The sequence below is a fragment of the Bacteroides bouchesdurhonensis genome, from assembly GCF_900155865.1.
Taxonomy (GTDB): domain Bacteria; phylum Bacteroidota; class Bacteroidia; order Bacteroidales; family Bacteroidaceae; genus Bacteroides; species Bacteroides bouchesdurhonensis.
The window spans coordinates 3,496,583-3,512,095 of the sequence record NZ_LT707006.1; the positions used below are offsets into that span (position 1 = coordinate 3,496,583).

At 47.3% G+C, this 15,513-nt stretch carries 19 protein-coding genes; 4 read left to right on the top strand and 15 right to left on the bottom strand.

From position 1 onward, the window contains the following. Positions 1–40: 40 nt before the first annotated feature. The 7 genes from CZ225_RS14985 to CZ225_RS15020 all read right to left on the bottom strand — a co-directional run bounded on the left by CZ225_RS14985 (position 41) and on the right by CZ225_RS15020 (position 6,509). Positions 41–1,441: an OmpA family protein gene (locus CZ225_RS14985; RefSeq protein ID WP_004301238.1), complete on the bottom strand. Its 1,401-nt coding sequence runs from the start codon at positions 1,439–1,441 to the stop codon at positions 41–43. A 54-nt stretch (positions 1,442–1,495) separates the two neighbouring features. Then, positions 1,496–2,953 carry a MobV family relaxase gene (gene mobV, locus CZ225_RS14990; RefSeq protein WP_004301236.1) on the bottom strand — a complete coding sequence of 486 codons (1,458 nt, stop codon included), beginning with the start codon at positions 2,951–2,953 and terminating at the stop codon, positions 1,496–1,498. A gap of 218 nt (positions 2,954–3,171) precedes the next feature. Further along, the gene (locus CZ225_RS15000; protein WP_004320581.1) at positions 3,172–4,017 is read right to left on the bottom strand and encodes a helix-turn-helix domain-containing protein; all 846 of its coding nucleotides are present in this window, start codon (positions 4,015–4,017) and stop codon (positions 3,172–3,174) included. Continuing rightward, on the bottom strand, positions 4,007–4,597 hold the full coding sequence (locus CZ225_RS15005) for a hypothetical protein (RefSeq protein ID WP_004301229.1): 591 nt from the start codon (positions 4,595–4,597) through the stop codon (positions 4,007–4,009). Before CZ225_RS15005 ends, CZ225_RS15000 begins: the two co-directional genes overlap by 11 nt. Beyond that, entirely contained in the window at positions 4,588–4,989 is a 402-nt protein-coding gene (locus CZ225_RS15010) for a hypothetical protein (RefSeq protein ID WP_077154589.1), read from the bottom strand. Before CZ225_RS15010 ends, CZ225_RS15005 begins: the two co-directional genes overlap by 10 nt. Further along, positions 4,986–5,432: a hypothetical protein gene (locus tag CZ225_RS15015; RefSeq protein ID WP_005680025.1), complete on the bottom strand. Its 447-nt coding sequence runs from the start codon at positions 5,430–5,432 to the stop codon at positions 4,986–4,988. The genes CZ225_RS15010 and CZ225_RS15015 overlap by 4 nt, the downstream gene beginning before the upstream one ends. 27 nt (positions 5,433–5,459) lie before the next feature. Beyond that, positions 5,460–6,509 (bottom strand): hypothetical protein, encoded by a 1,050-nt coding sequence (locus tag CZ225_RS15020; RefSeq protein WP_004301222.1) that lies wholly within the window; start codon positions 6,507–6,509, stop codon positions 5,460–5,462. Between the two features lie 238 nt (positions 6,510–6,747). Here CZ225_RS15020 and CZ225_RS15030 point away from each other — a divergent pair, with 238 nt between their 5' ends. Together CZ225_RS15030 and CZ225_RS15035 are read left to right on the top strand one after the other, a co-directional pair. Further along, on the top strand, positions 6,748–7,359 hold the full coding sequence (locus CZ225_RS15030; protein WP_004301218.1) for a recombinase family protein: 612 nt from the start codon (positions 6,748–6,750) through the stop codon (positions 7,357–7,359). 263 nt (positions 7,360–7,622) lie between these two features. Then, on the top strand, positions 7,623–7,916 hold the full coding sequence (locus CZ225_RS15035) for an HU family DNA-binding protein (protein ID WP_256596129.1): 294 nt from the start codon (positions 7,623–7,625) through the stop codon (positions 7,914–7,916). 87 nt (positions 7,917–8,003) lie between these two features. Here the strand turns inward: CZ225_RS15035 and CZ225_RS15040 are convergent, their stop codons facing one another. Continuing rightward, positions 8,004–8,384, bottom strand: a complete 381-nt coding sequence (locus tag CZ225_RS15040; protein ID WP_004301211.1) for a single-stranded DNA-binding protein — start codon at positions 8,382–8,384, stop codon at positions 8,004–8,006. Between the two features lie 304 nt (positions 8,385–8,688). Between CZ225_RS15040 and CZ225_RS23925 the strand changes: the two genes are divergently transcribed. After that, complete coding sequence (locus CZ225_RS23925) at positions 8,689–9,003, top strand: hypothetical protein (protein WP_004301209.1); 315 nt, start codon at positions 8,689–8,691, stop codon at positions 9,001–9,003. 61 nt (positions 9,004–9,064) lie between these two features. Here CZ225_RS23925 and CZ225_RS15055 read toward each other — a convergent pair whose 3' ends face one another. Genes CZ225_RS15055 through CZ225_RS15070 form a run of 4 tightly spaced genes read right to left on the bottom strand, consistent with a single transcriptional unit; the run spans position 9,065 to position 10,165 of the window. Next, positions 9,065–9,322 (bottom strand): hypothetical protein, encoded by a 258-nt coding sequence (locus CZ225_RS15055; RefSeq protein WP_004301208.1) that lies wholly within the window; start codon positions 9,320–9,322, stop codon positions 9,065–9,067. Between the two features lie 16 nt (positions 9,323–9,338). Continuing rightward, positions 9,339–9,665, bottom strand: a complete 327-nt coding sequence (locus CZ225_RS15060) for a hypothetical protein (RefSeq protein WP_004301207.1) — start codon at positions 9,663–9,665, stop codon at positions 9,339–9,341. Positions 9,666–9,676: 11 nt separating this feature from the next. Then, positions 9,677–9,853 carry a hypothetical protein gene (locus CZ225_RS15065; RefSeq protein WP_004301206.1) on the bottom strand — a complete coding sequence of 59 codons (177 nt, stop codon included), beginning with the start codon at positions 9,851–9,853 and terminating at the stop codon, positions 9,677–9,679. Between the two features lie 18 nt (positions 9,854–9,871). Then, positions 9,872–10,165, bottom strand: coding sequence for a hypothetical protein (locus tag CZ225_RS15070; protein WP_004301205.1), 294 nt, complete (start codon positions 10,163–10,165; stop codon positions 9,872–9,874). Between the two features lie 71 nt (positions 10,166–10,236). Here CZ225_RS15070 and CZ225_RS24595 point away from each other — a divergent pair, with 71 nt between their 5' ends. Then, positions 10,237–10,365 carry a hypothetical protein gene (locus CZ225_RS24595; RefSeq protein WP_004301204.1) on the top strand — a complete coding sequence of 43 codons (129 nt, stop codon included), beginning with the start codon at positions 10,237–10,239 and terminating at the stop codon, positions 10,363–10,365. Positions 10,366–11,102: 737 nt separating this feature from the next. On the opposite strand, the gene CZ225_RS15080 is transcribed toward CZ225_RS24595, so the two are convergent. The 3 genes from CZ225_RS15080 to CZ225_RS15090 all read right to left on the bottom strand — a co-directional run bounded on the left by CZ225_RS15080 (position 11,103) and on the right by CZ225_RS15090 (position 15,509). Then, positions 11,103–12,410, bottom strand: coding sequence for a sigma-54-dependent transcriptional regulator (locus CZ225_RS15080; RefSeq protein WP_004309733.1), 1,308 nt, complete (start codon positions 12,408–12,410; stop codon positions 11,103–11,105). Further along, a complete protein-coding gene (locus CZ225_RS15085) occupies positions 12,391–14,736 on the bottom strand; it encodes a hybrid sensor histidine kinase/response regulator (RefSeq protein WP_077154590.1) in 2,346 nt (781 codons plus the stop codon). The genes CZ225_RS15080 and CZ225_RS15085 overlap by 20 nt, the downstream gene beginning before the upstream one ends. 179 nt (positions 14,737–14,915) lie before the next feature. Next, on the bottom strand, positions 14,916–15,509 hold the full coding sequence (locus CZ225_RS15090; protein ID WP_053397350.1) for a hypothetical protein: 594 nt from the start codon (positions 15,507–15,509) through the stop codon (positions 14,916–14,918). Positions 15,510–15,513: the final 4 nt, after the last annotated feature.

Consider the following 15,513-nt stretch of genomic DNA (forward strand, 5'->3'; position numbering starts at 1 on the left):
GATTATAGATTGAGGGACTTGATGAAAGTTAATGTAAAAACTAAAAGAATAACTCCACTTTCGTATGCCTGTTGGCTTCGACCGGCACATGGTCAGCTATGCCGCCCCTGCTTACCTTGACGATGCGTTCGATCGGTATGCCACGCTTTTCTAATTCTGCAACGATATGATCCGCTCTCAATGTGCTTAATGAACCATTAAGCACGGGAGTTCCAGTCGAACTGTCGGCCGCGCCGGTCACTTTCACGGATAATCCGTATTTCTTGGCCACGCGAGCCAGTTCATCAAGGTTAAGCATTTGGGAAGCATCCGTCAGGTGCGCCGTATTGAGGTTAAAAAAGAAATAGACAGGCGACCCGATGCAATTTCCGGCTTGTATGAGTTCCGTCTTTTCAGAAACGATTATGCCCGGTTGTTCGGAATCATCTCCGTTGTTGCCATATATAATACTTGCAGAATCAAGTGGCGAGATTCCATCCCAATGCCGGTTTTTCAATCTTGCCCGAAGTGAGTTCAATCCGCTGTAATTATTTCTGGGATAACCTTGACGGCGGTCGGTCTCATCGTCATTAACCAGATGACCGTACTTGTCAAGCAAGCCTTCTATTTCCAGAATTTTCAACAATTCTGCGAGCGTCCGTCGGTTGCGGTCGTACCAGTCTTTATAACGCTTGTTTTCTCCGGACAAGACATTGGCATAATCCACGAGCCACTCATTCTGACGAATGTAAGGTGTTGCATCAACCGCGCGTTTCCAACCGACCTTTCCGAGATGAAACGTGAAACCGGCGGTCAGCGATACCATGTGGTCGCCGAGGCGGTTCGGGCGTCCGTAACCATCGAAGTCCTGAAAGGTGGTCGTGCCGGAGAGTTCCAACATGGCACTTACTCGTTTGGAAATCCGATATTCTCCCTGTACGCCATACGAAACAGCAAAGGGATTATTCCCGTTAGAAGCATTGTGCAACAGGCCGACACCGGCAAAGGGAGCAAGATTCCAGCGTACCTGTTCTTGCCGGGCATATCTGCGGCCAAGGACATTCCACAGCAGATCCGCATGGATATGGTGGTATTCCTGATTGGACAATGTTCCATCTTTGAACTGCACACCGCTGTAATTGATACGTGCACCGACGGACGGAGTGAACCATTTTCCGACTGCGAAACTGTACGAGGGTTTCAAGCGTCCGAAGAGGTCTTCGCAGCCGAGAGGTGTGCCGAGAAAGGCGGACGTACCCCCGGCAATGCTGACAAACCAGTTGCCAGTCCGGGATGCCGGAAGTACCACTCCGTCAAGATAGACGGGCTGTATCGGTTGCCGTTCCTCCGAGACATTATAGTACGGTGTATGTTGTACAGTATCCACCTGTACGGGTTGTACACTTGCCTGCGCCTGCAACGTGCAAAGCACGGCCAATATAAAAAAGATCTGTTTCGTCATATTCCAATGATATTATTCGTTATACTTTTTGATTTGTAATAAGGCGTACGCCACTTACCGTTTGGGTTTCTTGCCAATGGCCGGGCGCATCATGCGGCTCGCCATCCTCATGCAGCGGAGTGCCCATGCACGGTTGTCCTCGTCCTCGTCGCGTCCCCATTTCAGGTCGCTGCCGCCACCTCCGCCGCCACGAGTTTCGGCAAAAGTGGTGGCATCATCGACCATACCGAGAAACAGCATCGTCGCGCAGTGCATCACGTCTGTACCTTGTTCCGCTATGGACTGGACGAGCGAGCCGTCGAACAGTTGCCGTTCCGCCACGTCCATCTGTGCCGATACGTTCCTATACTCGCCGACCACATTTTCCAGCAGGACATCCTTGAGCAACGTGTCCACTTTGGAATGTACATCATGGGAGTATTTGTAGGCTTCCTCCTTGAGTTCCCCGGTACGTTCCTCAATGGCATCCATGTTCTCTTTCAGCTCGGCAAGCTGCCGGTCAGCCGTCTGTAACTTCTCCTGCTTATCTGCCAGTTGCCTGTTGATTCCGGCCAGTTCTTTTTCCAGACTTTTCACTTGTGCGGCTAATTGTTCAGCATCACCCTTGTTCGCTTTCAAATCCTGTTCGGCTGCCGATAGCAGGGCCTCTTTTTCGGCTTTCGACTTCTCAAGGTTATCGACCATTGTCGTAAGCCCCTTGACCCTGCGCTCTGCCAGACGGATGTCCGATTGGAGGTCAGCCAGAACTTTTTGATGACGGCTGATATTTTCCTCGATGGTCGTACATTCTTCCGATAGCATACGGCGGTATTCTTCGGTAGTCCTGTGCCGTGCGCCTGTTTCGGATATGCTTGTTCCTCTCGACATTCCCCACCTTGTATTGACTTCGGTGAAAAAGTCGGTATGAAGCTGTTTCATCCTTGCGCTGTATTCAAACTTGTCCTTACCGGCGAATATTTCCTTGTACGCAAAGCGACCGTCTTTGATTGGCAGGAGCGTACAGTGGACGTGCGGATTCAATTCGTCAAGGTGTACGATGAATGCGGCGATGTTCTGCTCGCCATATTTGCCACTCACGAATGAATAGACGTCTTTCGCCCAGCGTTCAATATCGCTTTCTCTTTTGATATGGATATTGTCCGCATCTTTCTCGAAATCCACTTTCTGCGTGCCGAATGCGAGTTCGTGCATCCGCTTACGGGAACCGCCGAAAATGAAGTTCACCACCGTGCGGTACTTCGGTTCTGCCAGTCCTTCGTTGGGGTCTTTGATTCCACGCCTCTCCAATATGTCCGCCATCCGTTCGGGAATGTTGCGGCTCGTGTCGATGGGACGTACCTTGCCTCCGGGTGCAATCTCGAAGTTCAGGTGTTTGCGTGTGGGGTCGTAATTCCCCTTATTCATAGCGTACTTTTCCGCCCTTTCACTGCGATCACGCAAGTGTTCGTTACTTTGGGCTGTGGTGATGCCTTTCGACACCTTCACATCAAGTACCTGTTTTTGATCTGCCATACTCTTTTCGTGTTGTTTCGGACAATCCGTCCTGTCCCAGCTTGCTGCTTGCCCGGACAGCCTCCCGACGGTCGATAGACGGTCGGGGTATTAGGCTCCCCCTTCCCTTTGTTTCGTGGCAGACGGGCAAGCCCGTGTGCCTCCTATAACCGGCAGGATGACCGTTAAGGGATGGAGGCGGATTGTTCGCGTTATACAATCTGTTTTCGACTCCCGGTTCAATCCACCATCGCCTGTGCCTTCGCCAGAAGCGATAAAAAGGGTTTGCGAAGCGATTTGAGGCGTTCTTGGTCTTCGTCCATGTCGAAGTCCGTCACTGATGCCTCGGTGTCGAGAATCAGCCCGGCGAGGTCTTTGGCGGACTCGATGAAAGCTGCCCATTCTTCGCCGAGGTCAAGCCGGAAGAAATCCACAAGCGGCGAACTGTCATCGAATCTCGACTTGTGCAGGATTTTTTGCAGGGCGGCGTGGGCGATGCAGCACAGGGCTGTTTCACGATGTTCCGTGACCAAAGTGCCGGAATGTGCGGAGGTCGTGATGGAATGGGTGTCCGAACAGTGTCCGGCGTCACGGTCGGCAATTTCAGCCTTTGCCAGACTTACGAGTTGTCCACACATTACGCCAGTTTCGGCAGCGGTCGTTTTGCCGATTACCCAATCGGACAATACCTCACGGAGCTGTCCGGCAAAGTCCGGCTGCTCCTGTGCATCGCGGGGCTGTGCTGCCTGACCGGATTGTACGGTCATGGTAATGACCACGCTTTTGGGAAGCTGGATGCGGGTCAGCAAGCCGAATGCCTCCATTGCACTCAAAAAAGAACGGACGGTAGCCCTGTGCCAATGCCACTCCGATGCGAGGTCGGAAACGGTCAGGTAGCACTGGTTGGGTTGCAGCACGTAGTCCTTCTTTCTTAAAAACGGGGAAACGAAACCTGCCAGTGATTTGTCCAACAGGTCACAGTACGCTTCGGTGCGTGTCTTGCGTTCATCCCCTTTCTCCTTGAGATATTCGAATACCTCCCTGTCTGCCAATATGGAAACAGGTATCTTTTGGTTATTTTTCATTTTCATTCGGTTTTAATGATTCATATTGTGCGGATATGTCAGTGTTGCCGCTGTCCGCTTCATGCGGCAGATTTGCGTGATGATTGTCGTGATAGGATTCTGACAGCATTCCGGGATGCTTTGCCCATCCGGAAAGTGTCCCCGTGTCCTTGCATTCGGACATGACCCGAACGGAGGGATAGAACAGGGCTGCCAGAAGAAGATAGGTAATGGTTATCGCCAAGGTGTACAGATGCGGCACAAAGCCGATGACCAGTGCGACCGATGCGAGTGTGACAAATGCACCGGGGCGGTCAAGCAACCTGCGTAACCAGTTGTCCGTCCATCGGAACGAGAACATTGCGGCACAGACACCGGTAGAGAGTAGGATTCCAAACTCACCCATATGTCCACAGGCATATACATAATGGAAAAGAAGCAGGCATATCAGCCATACTTGCACATACAGTTTACGGGCGTTGCCGCTTCGTGCCATTGCCATGTAAAAGGGTGTCATGAACCGCTTGTTGTTCTTGTACAATGACATTGATACCCCGAAAGGTATCGCGCAGAAAATGAGTAGCAGGATATTCAGTAACATAAGTAATAGGGCTTTTCGGGTATGGGAGTGGGGCGCACAATGAGTTCCAACTGGACAATACCGTATGTCGCCAGTCGGATAAGGGTTTCGGCATCCTTGGGCGAAAAGTACATGGCCGATTTCTTGATGCGCTGCTTGAATGTACTGTCTTGCTTTCGGTAGATGGCCAAAGCCTTGTCCAGTTCGTGTTCGGGAATAGTCCATGTCGTACCCTCGGCGTGTATGCCGTTCGTCTTGAAGGCACGCAGCACCAATGTACGGGAAACGAGGTAATCGGTGCGGTCGGTTCTTGAGATGATATGCTCCTTGTAGAGATTGTCATCGGCAACCTCTATCCACGTCCGGTAGGTGTTGATGCAATAGACCATCTGTCGGTATAAACTTTCTCTCATATGAAATTCATCAGCACGTCGGACTTGTCTTTCTTGTATTTCAGGAACCCGCTTTTGGAGTGAAGTTCCAAATCGAGGCATAGGTCCCCGTACATCTGCTCCAAAGAATCATAGATGGTAACAAGGATGCTGTTTACATTACCCTCCGTATCAGTCTTGGCGTTCATCTTGAACATCTGTCCGAAAGCGGGATTCGAGTATGCACAAGTGCTATGACCGAATTTTTCCGTCCGCATCGGGATATGGTGGTAAAGCGTGATCAACTCCATGTCGTCCTCGAACATATCCATTACTTCGTCCAGTTCGTAAGGGGTGCGCAACGGAAACGTAAGCAGCACATAGTCGCCGTAGAACTGCGGTTCTTCCATCGTCGTCACATCGAGCAACTGCGGAAGTTGCAGGGGGACGAATGCCATGAAGTCATTATAAAAATGTCGTAACATATTCATATATTTTTCTGTTGTCATATTTTACAGCGTGTGTATGAATGCTTCCATCAGCATTCCGGGCAGCTCGTCCAAGCGGTTGTCTCCTGGGTGCAGCATCCTGCCCAACTCTCTGAAAGCGTCGGGTGTCTGCGAGGCAAGCATATCGAGTTGCTCTCTTTCTTCGGCTGAAAGCAACGCCAAGCAGAAACCGTCCAACGACGAATAAGGCTGGAGAAGCATCCAGATGTAGGCTTGTGCCTGTGCCGGTGTCTTGACTTTTTGATTGCAGATGTCGTCGATACAGGTTCGGACATTCTGAATCAGCCTGCGGTTGGTGCGCATGGCCAAATAAATCATGGCATTGCGATAGGTGATGTCGTTCCGTTCGGCGGCAAGAAATACCTGTGCGCAGCATCGTTCCGTGTCATGCGTGATGTCGGAAAGATTCTCGCCGTCGAAATCAGGCAGACGTGAAAGGAATGCCCGGTACACAGCATCCTCCTTTTCGATAAAGGTCGTCAGGTCTGCCATACAATGAATACCGTAATCAATCGTTTCAGCAAGGGTAGCTCGATAAGTGGCAAGAATATGTTGTCGGTTTCTCTGACTGACGGGCTGGTTATCCAATGAGGCAAAGAACGGCCGGATTGTTTCAGCCACACGATGCAACTCTTTGTCTTCAAGATGCGGCGAGATTTGTTCTTTTACCCACAGTATATCCTTATAAGTGCGTGTTTGAGACAGCACCATCCGTGAAAATTCCATGCGGATGGAATCATGTATCTGTTCACACTCTTCTCTTACAGTGGAATGAAGCCGGCCAAGCGTATCACATTCGAGATACAGGAATACGGAATCCCTCAATGTTTGCCATTGCTTGAGGTGTCCGGTCAATTCTTTAATGGAGAGTCTTTTCTGCCTGCGTATGTCAGACAGGTATTCCCTGTATGTTCCGGCAGGGTCATTCTTGGCTTTCGCCAATCGTTTGCCATTGCCGTTGTCGCATGATGCGCATAGGAATACGGCAATCGAAACGGCAATTATTTTGGCAAAGATTATCGGCTGTTTTAAGTTCGATTTTGATGTTTTCATACTATATTATTTCGTACTATTTAGTGCAAAACTATATATTATTTTTGATACTTCGCATCCGAAAAACCGTATTTTGCGCATTTTTTAATATCGTACTTAATAGTATGATTACCAATGAAAACAAGTGAAGATAAAAACATGAAAAATGTACGATTTTCGTTTTTTAATATAGTATGATTCAGATACTCGAATAAAACTTGTATATTTGCACTTGTTATCATGAATATTGTATATTGATATGGCAAAAGTCGGTTATATATTCGAGGCGAATTCCTACGATGCGTTTGATGCGGATAAGGAATGGATGCGCCAGTACGGGTGTGTACAAGTGGTTGAAGAATCGGTCGGACACGAGACGCTCAGACCGAGATGGAAACAACTGATGTCGAATCTTGAAAGAGGCGACGAATTGGTGGTGTCAAAATTCAGCAATGCCGTGCGTGGTTTACGGGAACTATCGGCATTGATCGAGCTATGCCGCATCAAGGTCGTGCGTATTATCTCCATTCACGATAAAATTGACACCGACAACAAATTGTTTCCGGACACGACACCGGCGGAAGTATTGGCCATGTTCGGGGCATTACCGGAGGAAGTGGCTGTTTTGCGGAAGTCGTCAGATAAGATTATACGCCTGCAGCAGAGTATCAGTATTCCGATTACCAAAAAAAGTATGAGTAAAACTGAACGGGACAAAAAAATCGTGGATATGTATAACAATGGGTATTCAATCCGTGATATTTGGAAAGAGAGCGGTGTCCGGAGTAAAAGCACCGTGTACAGCATTCTCAATAAATACAAGGTTCAGCTTAACCGAACACCGGGACGCGTGCCGGGCATCCGGAAATAGAACTTATAAATCAAATATGGATATTGAAAATCAGTAGATTACTTGCGTAATTCATTATTTTTTCGTATCTTTAAGTTGGATATAACTATAAAAAATAAGACCTATGGGAGATATTATAATTTTATTGTTGGTATTTTTGGTAGTGGGCAGGCTCTTGAGGGGCGTCTTCGGCGGATTCAGTAAAAGCAGTTTTCGGGATGACAAATAAGTTTGGATTGTTATAACAGGCGGATATTTGTTAATTTTGCACCGTATTCATTAAAATCAAGAACAATATGACAAAAGCGGAAATTGTCGCTCAGATCTCACGGCAGAGCGGAATTGAGAAAACGGTTGTGATGACTGTGGTGGAATCATTCATGGAAAATGTAAAAGAGTCGATGGTTGCGGGAAACGAGGTGTTCTTGCGCGGCTTCGGCAGCTTTGTTATAAAACGGAGAGCTGAAAAGACGGCCCGGAACATTTCGAAGAATACGACAATTAAAATTCCCGCTCACAACATCCCTGCATTCAAACCTGCCAAAGCATTTCTGAATGCGGTAAAAGAGAACAAGTAGAGTATAAAAGTACAGATGGTGCAACAACACCGTAATGAGTAAAACAAAAGCGACCCAAAGGCCGCTTTTGTCGTGATAAGGCAAGGATTATTTCTTGCCTTTTTTCGCTGGTTTGGCCGGCTTTTCAGGAGTCTCCTCCTTCTCGACGGGCGGATAGAACTTGACGGCGACTATCACGATACGGTTGTGTTTCACACCGCTTTGGTCGCTCCATTCTTCGGGCTTGAAATACCCCTCGACGGTCAGCATCGTACCCTTGGTCAGTTGGTCGAACGACCCGGTGTTCTCGTTTTTACGCCACGCCTCAAAATTCATAAAGGCGGAAACGCGTTTGGATTCCTCGCCATTATTCTCCAGTCGGCTTACTGCCAGAGGGAAACGTGCTACACTTGCGTTGGTGAACTGACGGATTTCTGCATCCTTTCCTACGAAACCGGTTACTACGAAATTGTTTTCAATCTTTTTCATAATGAATTGTTTTTAGAAGTTATTAAATCAATTTTACGCTGCCTCAAAAAGTAGGTGCAGTTAAGGGAATGCACCAAGGCCGGACGCATCAATACTCTTTATTTTTGTCCGTAGGCAAAACCAGAAGGCTCGATAAAGGAAGATTGTACGGCTGTGCCATTGGTCAAGACTTCCAAAGTCGTTCCCGTCTGCATACTATCTTTGCATCGGAAAATGATGATGACTTCGGCGGAAAACTATTCTGAAAATGAGCGGAAAGCCGTAGTTGCAGGGGAAGTGAAAGAGCAATCCGTCCACCGGCACAATGGTGCGCGTTTCGGCTGTAAGTCCGCAGAATCGGCAGGGATTTTCGTGTAATTCGGTCGGACTGAATAGAGGTGGCTACAAACAGAACACTGAACTGACAACAGGTGGCGATACCGCAGAAGGGAATATCAACGAAGTGGCGACAAAAGGCGGAACGGGGTATCGGGGTGCTGCCATGTTCCCGTCCGGCAGAAAGAATAGGGGACAAAAGGGAAAAAGGAAAGAACCCTGCTTTTCGGAAAAGCGGACGGCAGCTTTTCACGAATGGCTGGTTTTTACAAAAGGATATGGCGCAGCCAAAAGAGAGAGATAGATGTAAAAAAGGGAATGCGGCGTGGCAGGAATGGAAGATTATCCCGTTCCTGCCTGTATCATCAAAATTCTGCCATGATTACCCGATGCTCGAAAATCTTTTTTTGATTACTGGGACGTCTTTGGCAGACCCATAGGTGATGCTTGCCATAGCCGAAGACGAAATAATCATCAAGACGTGTTTTTTCTTGTAGGCGTTCCATGCCGGTACGCAGTTCCGTTTCATCGGTTGAGAAAAGAATCGTGTTGATGATACGGAAGTAGAGTTCTGTTACCTCGTCACAATAAGGACAAAAGCTATGCTCAATCGTTGCTTTCATGTTTCTTTGATTTTAATTATACTTCTACTACGTCTTCTATTCGACCATACAAGACAGAGCGCAACGCAGTCTTGTCAATGGCGCAATACTCGGTGATATGTCCGTGCTGTTTCACGAAATATCGTTTGAGAACATCGGAGAAATCAAAGAAGTAGCCCATCAATGCGATACCTCTTTTGAAATGGATGCACTCTTTCACGTTTCGGGTAATCCAGTTCTTGTCTTCACGGCTCAACTTGTCTCCGTTATCAAGTTGTTCCCGTAACTGGTAAACCCTGCAGCCTTTCAGCTTTTCTAATTCGGGTACGTCCCATTGGACGAATTTCATTGCTACCTGTTGCATCGCTCTTGGATTTAATCGTAAATAATCACTTCATCACGGTACTCGACCACCTCTTTGCCACTGCTAAGACGTACCACTATTTTATTGCCGAAGTCGCCGACAACTGTTCCCTCGGAGTAGCCTTTATAGGGGGTAAGCAGGGTGCAGTGCGCACCTATAATTTCGCTATCTTTTTCGTATTCGTACATAGTCTTGTCATTTTAGGGTTACAACTTGATATCCCATTTACCCTGTGAGAAGATTCTGAAGCTCACGTATTCGTCTGCAAATTCGTAGGACAGAATTTTGATATAAGTTTTGTCTTTGGCTTCCAACGAAGCTATCAGCCTGTCGATTTCTTCTTCCGGATAAACCCAACGAGAGGTAAACTCCGCATCCACGCTATCGCTGTGTCTATTGACAAAGCCGTCAAAAGTGTCATCCAAGAATGCCTCTATCTTGTCGAGGTCTGCTTTGTTTTCCGTCCTTGCGTAGAAAATGTTTGTTGCATAGTTTGCCATAATCCTAAGTTTTAAGTTTTTTATTTTCCCTCTTTTAGCATTTCAGCTACTTTCGGGCTTGATTGAAAATTATGTCGCCTCAAAAGGTGTTATGGCTCTTTATGCAGGGTTTCACGACCAAATACGACCTCTGCAAAGCGGAGCGTGGAGATTTTGTCGGGAACCGTCAGGCTGTGACCTTGAATACAAGAAAGACATGACAAGTACCTTTGCGACACAATTCTCATCAGGCAGACCGAAAGTTGGGATGCGAGGATAAAATGCCTATGGCAGAAGTTACGATAAAAGGAACTTCCGTAAAATTGGGATGCAGCGAAAAAAGAAAATATCGGTGCGATTATCTTCTCTTTTGACTGTGAATATAAAAGTAAGGGGGAGAACTTCGGTAAAGGTTTAGTTTAGTCTATTAGCTTATATATATGCTAAACTAAAGTAAACTAAATATAGGCAGATATATTGGACTGCCTGTATAGGTGTTTTGAGGGAAATGGTTACCTTTGCAAAAAACAATGTTCCTTGAAAGAAACAGAGATTTGTCCTTTTTTCTTTTGGCTGTGGTTATTCATCCATAGATGACTGCAACAATCACTCTTGGCGAGAGGATGAAAATCGTGTGAAATGACTTGGAAAAATACTCAAAGTACGAACAAGTGAAGAGAAAGAAAGGTAGTGCAAATAAAAAAACAAGAAAATATGATAATTCGTGTTTCTGTTCCTAATTTGTTCCTTGATAAAAACACATCACAATATAAATTGTTAATTTATAAGATATTAAGATGTGAAATTTTGAGATATAACTAAATTTACCAGATTTTCGCTCGAAATGCCTTGCGGTCTTATGTCTATATCATCGGCGAAAAGTTACCCAATCGCCTGCTATTTTCTGAAATACAATTGCAAAGTTAATCAATTATTGCCATTTACAGCCATACTCCGGTCAGTTTTCTTCATTCAATCCATATTCTACCAATTTATTATACAGCGTTGTCCTGCCGATACCCAGTATCTTTGCAGCCATTTTCTTGTTACCGGCTGCTTGTTTCAAAGCACGCAGGATACGTCCTCTTTCTTCATCCCCGCTCTTCAATGTAAAACAAGCGGAAGTAGCGGACGGTTCATTGTCAAGTTCCAAATCGGCTTCGGTTATCATATCGCCTTCTGATTGCAGGACTGCCGTCTGTATCTTCTGTTTCAACTCGCGCACGTTGCCCGGCCACGCATGGGCGAGCAGGGCATTACGGGCAGATGCGGCAAAACCTTTTACTTCACGTTCCAACTCACGGTTTGCCATTTCACGGAAGAACTCGGCCAATGGCATGATGTCTTCCGGGCAGTCGCGCAAGGGCGGCATGGTTATCACATACTCCTGCAAGCGATAGAGCAAATCCTGCCGGAACCGCTTTTCCGTTACGGCTTTCTGCAAATCCTCGTTGGTTGCAGCCACTATCCTCACGTTGGCTGTTTTGTCCTCCTTTGCTCCGACGGGACGGTAACGGCGTTCCTGTATGGCGCGGAGCAGCATCTGTTGCATCTCCATTGTTAGGTTGCCCACTTCGTCAAGGAACAGCGTGCCGCCATCCGCTTCCAGAAAATACCCCGTCTTGTTTGCTTCGGCACCCGTAAACGCGCCCTTGACGTGTCCGAAGAAGGCGGATTGTATCAATGACGGGGACAAGGCTCCGCAGTCCACTGCCACAAAAGGTTTATCGGCAAGTTTGCTTTGTTGGTGTATATGTTGTGCGATATGTTCCTTGCCCGTACCGTTCTCGCCCAGTATCAGCACGCTCATCCGGGTGGTGGCTACAAGGCGCACACGTTTCTTGATTTTCTGATAGGCTTCGCCCTGCCGGACGAATATCGGAATGTTCCATTGTAGTCGCTTTTCATGTTCTTTTTGCAGGGTGCGGATAAGCGGTATCAGTTTATCCTCCAACAACTGTTTCTGTATGTAATCCTTTGAGCCGAGCTTCATACTTTCCACTGCCGTATGCACCTCCCCGTAATTGGTCATAACGATAAACACCTGTTGTTTGTCGTTGGCACGCATCCACCGTAACAACTCTATGCTTTCACCGTCGGGGAGGCGTAGGTCGGCAACGACAATATCATCCACCTCTGACTTTACCAATAGTTTCTTGGCAGTGGCAAGATTATATGCCGACATAGTATCGAAGCTGTCTTTCTTCAGCAGGTTGCAGACATAATCGTTATAGACGGGGTTGTCCTCAATCACAAATACTTTCATCCGACAACCTCCTTTCCTTTTGCGCAAGTTCTATGATAACTGTTCCCATACGAAGCATGGCATCCACGCATTTCCGCAATTCCATTTCGGAACATTCAGATTCTTGATGCAGCAGTTCATACAGGTTCCACAAGGGTTTGTCAGCACGGATAACAGCCCATGAACTTCGCTGACGGTGTATCCATTCGTCCAACGCCTTGCGGTCATTCCTCTCCATGATTTCCCGGACAGCCTGCATATCCTTTTCTGTTTCGGTTATCAAACGGTCAAGCATCGCCCGTTTGTCACCATATGCAAGCAGAGAGGACAAGTCGGGAAGTTCATCCTTGTCCGTACTTATCAAAAGGCATTTGTCTGATACAGCAACCAGTTCGGAAATGGAAAATGGCTTGAACAGGCAGGCGGTAAATCCATTTTCCAACAGCTCCTCTTCGCTGCAACTGCCGGAGGCGGTCGCCACGACAATGGGAATCTCTTTCGAGTTGCTGACACTTGACGAGCGTAACAACTCCAACACCTCATAGCCGTTAATCTCCGGCATCTTCATATCGGTTATCATGAGGTCGTATGTGTGCTGCCGCATGGCTTCCATTGCATCGCCAATAGTGGTGAACGTGTCGCAATGCACACCTATACCAGCATACATTTCCTTTGTCATGGATAATACCATCGGATTGTCGTCCAATACGATGACAGAATAAGGTCTTTCTATATGAGCCAGACTTTCTGCGGCTGTCTGTTCTTCAATACCAATATCGGCAGTGTTCATTGGCAACTCCACAGTAAAACGACTGCCTTCTCCTTTTTCGCTTTCCAAGCGTATAGTGCCGCCAAGCATCCCGACTATCTGTTTCACAATGCTTAACCCCAATCCGAAACCGTCTTGCGTGGCGGCGTTGGAAAGCCGCTCGAACGCTCCGAACACTCGCTGTTGTTCTTCCGCACTCATGCCGGTTCCGGTGTCCTCTACTACAAGGGTCAGCCTATTGCCGTCATAGCTTATGACAAGTGAAACGCTTCCGGCATTCGTGAACTTGACGGCATTGCCCAGCAGGTTGTCGCATATCTGTATGATGCGCTCCTTGTCGCCATTCAGGATAATACCCTCCGGGCACTCGATGGTAAGTTTAAGATCTTTTGCTTCTGCTTGTTGCGTAAACTCCGTTTGCAACAGCTCCGCGATGTTTTCCAAACGAAACGGACGGACATTCGCCTGTTCCTTGCCGCTGTCCAAGCGGAAGAAGTCAAGCAGGGAGTTGAGCATGTCGGTCATTCTCTTGGAGGCTTGCAGGATATTGTCCGCATAACCGCTTATCTTTTCTTCTTCGTTGTCCTGCATCAGTTCCGCATATCCATGTATGGCAGTCAGTGGTGTGCGTAGCTCGTGGGTGATGGTGTGCATCGCTTTCTTGCGTGAGGCTATCAACGATTCGTTTTGTTTTACGGACTTTTGCAGTTGCCCGATTAAATCTGTTGTCTTACGTTTGTACTGCTTGATGCGGGTGGCATAGCGGTGAATGATGATGTATGAAATAATGAGCAACAGCAGCATGACACCCGTTATGATACCTACCTGCAAGAACGACTTTTCACGCATAGCGGATATTTCCGCCTCACGTTCCTGCAAGTCAGCCTGCACCTTGTGGTCCATCTGCTGGATAAGGGTTTGCAGTTGGCGGTTCAGTTCCGCATTGCGGCTGGCAAGGCTGTCGGCATATTCCGACAGACGATGGCTTTGGGCACGTTGTTGCGCTATCATATCACGGTTCAGTGTGTAGAGCATCGTGGTGGTCGTCGTCGGAGGTGCTTCCTGTTTCTTGCCGAACAACCCGAGAAAACCTTTCCTCCTCTGTTTCTTCGGCTCTTCCTGCCTGCTCGTTTGCACTATCACCGGCACCTGCTTGGCTATCCGGCGGTTGATGTCCGCCTGTTGTTCCAGAGCCTCCATGATGGCGCACAGCCGCTTTTCCTTGTCCTCCAGCAAGTGGCGCACGCTGTCTATGCGCACCGATTCGTAATGGCTCTTGAAGCGGCAAAGCATACTATCCACCGTCATCCGTTGCCGCCGGTATGCCGCCACATCCTTATCGTCCCATTCCAGCACCGACTCGCCCAAAAGAGACAACTCCACCACACCCACATACGCATCGTGTGTTTCCTTGCGGAAGCGGTTGATTTCACGGTTCTCCCGTTCCAGCAACTCCAAGTCGCGCCATTCTCCGAGCCACGTGCAGATGATGCCGCCCACCAGCAGGACTATCAACAGATAGCCTGCGGCAAGCAGCTTGCGGAAATGCTTGGTAGTGGTAACGAATTGTTCGCTCATTTGCTGTTTGTGTAAATACCGTTATTTAAAATACGCATATAGGTCGTGGAACTTCGCAGGTTCATGGATGAGAATGGCGGCCATGCTGCCTATGACCGCCACCAGAATTATATATCCGAATAGAATTCTACTCCTCAATGAAACAACCATTCTTCCCTTATTTACAATTGTTATAATTATTAAGGCATCTGACCACCGGCGATAGGTGGAATTTCTGTTAGTATGGGATTTCTCGGGATTGAGTTAAAAATTCTTTGGCCACGTATGGCTTGACTTGGAGGAGCGTTTTCATTTACATCAAGCCGATAACATCTATCGTTAAATGTTATAATTCCCCAAATACCAATGGTTCCTGGGATTCTCGCCAATCCTTCAGTAGGTTTAAAAAGAACAACATTATCTATTATTCGATTTTTAACCGCCAGATTCCATGATGTTTTAATACTATTGTTAGGCGTTGGAATATGAGCAACATACCTAATGCCATTGTGCCTAAAACTGGCCATATAACACCCCGAAAAACCTGAACTTAAAGTATCTATGCCATTTGAAGCAACGACTGCTATTCCATCCGCAATATATATGACACAGGCATAGTCTAATCTAAGAAAACGATAGTTACGGGTATATCCTTTTATTTGAAATGTCAAATTACTTTGCGTGGCAATCGGAGGGGTCAAACCTACATTATAAATATTTTGATAATGAAACCGTGCAATATTTGTCATTACTGCTCGACTGTTTGGCAATCTTAATGCTTGAATCAAATTCATATAT

Bases quoted from the DNA above. Each gene is read 5' to 3' on its own strand.
- CZ225_RS15060 (WP_004301207.1), bottom strand. From the start codon at position 9,665: ATGCAACAGGTAGCAATGAAATTCGTCCAATGGGACGTACCCGAATTA.
- CZ225_RS15005 (WP_004301229.1), bottom strand. From the start codon at position 4,597: ATGTTACTGAATATCCTGCTACTCATTTTCTGCGCGATACCTTTCGGG.
- CZ225_RS24595 (WP_004301204.1), top strand. From the start codon at position 10,237: ATGTCGCCTCAAAAGGTGTTATGGCTCTTTATGCAGGGTTTCACGACC.
- CZ225_RS15010 (WP_077154589.1), bottom strand. From the start codon at position 4,989: ATGAGAGAAAGTTTATACCGACAGATGGTCTATTGCATCAACACCTAC.
- CZ225_RS15015 (WP_005680025.1), bottom strand. From the start codon at position 5,432: ATGTTACGACATTTTTATAATGACTTCATGGCATTCGTCCCCCTGCAA.
- CZ225_RS15090 (WP_053397350.1), bottom strand. From the start codon at position 15,509: ATGAATTTGATTCAAGCATTAAGATTGCCAAACAGTCGAGCAGTAATG.
- CZ225_RS23925 (WP_004301209.1), top strand. From the start codon at position 8,689: ATGGTGCGCGTTTCGGCTGTAAGTCCGCAGAATCGGCAGGGATTTTCG.
- mobV (WP_004301236.1), bottom strand. From the start codon at position 2,953: ATGGCAGATCAAAAACAGGTACTTGATGTGAAGGTGTCGAAAGGCATC.
- CZ225_RS15000 (WP_004320581.1), bottom strand. From the start codon at position 4,017: ATGAAAAATAACCAAAAGATACCTGTTTCCATATTGGCAGACAGGGAG.
- CZ225_RS15065 (WP_004301206.1), bottom strand. From the start codon at position 9,853: ATGTACGAATACGAAAAAGATAGCGAAATTATAGGTGCGCACTGCACC.
- CZ225_RS14985 (WP_004301238.1), bottom strand. From the start codon at position 1,441: ATGACGAAACAGATCTTTTTTATATTGGCCGTGCTTTGCACGTTGCAG.
- CZ225_RS15070 (WP_004301205.1), bottom strand. From the start codon at position 10,165: ATGGCAAACTATGCAACAAACATTTTCTACGCAAGGACGGAAAACAAA.
- CZ225_RS15085 (WP_077154590.1), bottom strand. From the start codon at position 14,736: ATGAGCGAACAATTCGTTACCACTACCAAGCATTTCCGCAAGCTGCTT.
- CZ225_RS15055 (WP_004301208.1), bottom strand. From the start codon at position 9,322: ATGAAAGCAACGATTGAGCATAGCTTTTGTCCTTATTGTGACGAGGTA.
- CZ225_RS15080 (WP_004309733.1), bottom strand. From the start codon at position 12,410: ATGAAAGTATTTGTGATTGAGGACAACCCCGTCTATAACGATTATGTC.
- CZ225_RS15030 (WP_004301218.1), top strand. From the start codon at position 6,748: ATGGCAAAAGTCGGTTATATATTCGAGGCGAATTCCTACGATGCGTTT.
- CZ225_RS15040 (WP_004301211.1), bottom strand. From the start codon at position 8,384: ATGAAAAAGATTGAAAACAATTTCGTAGTAACCGGTTTCGTAGGAAAG.
- CZ225_RS15020 (WP_004301222.1), bottom strand. From the start codon at position 6,509: ATGAAAACATCAAAATCGAACTTAAAACAGCCGATAATCTTTGCCAAA.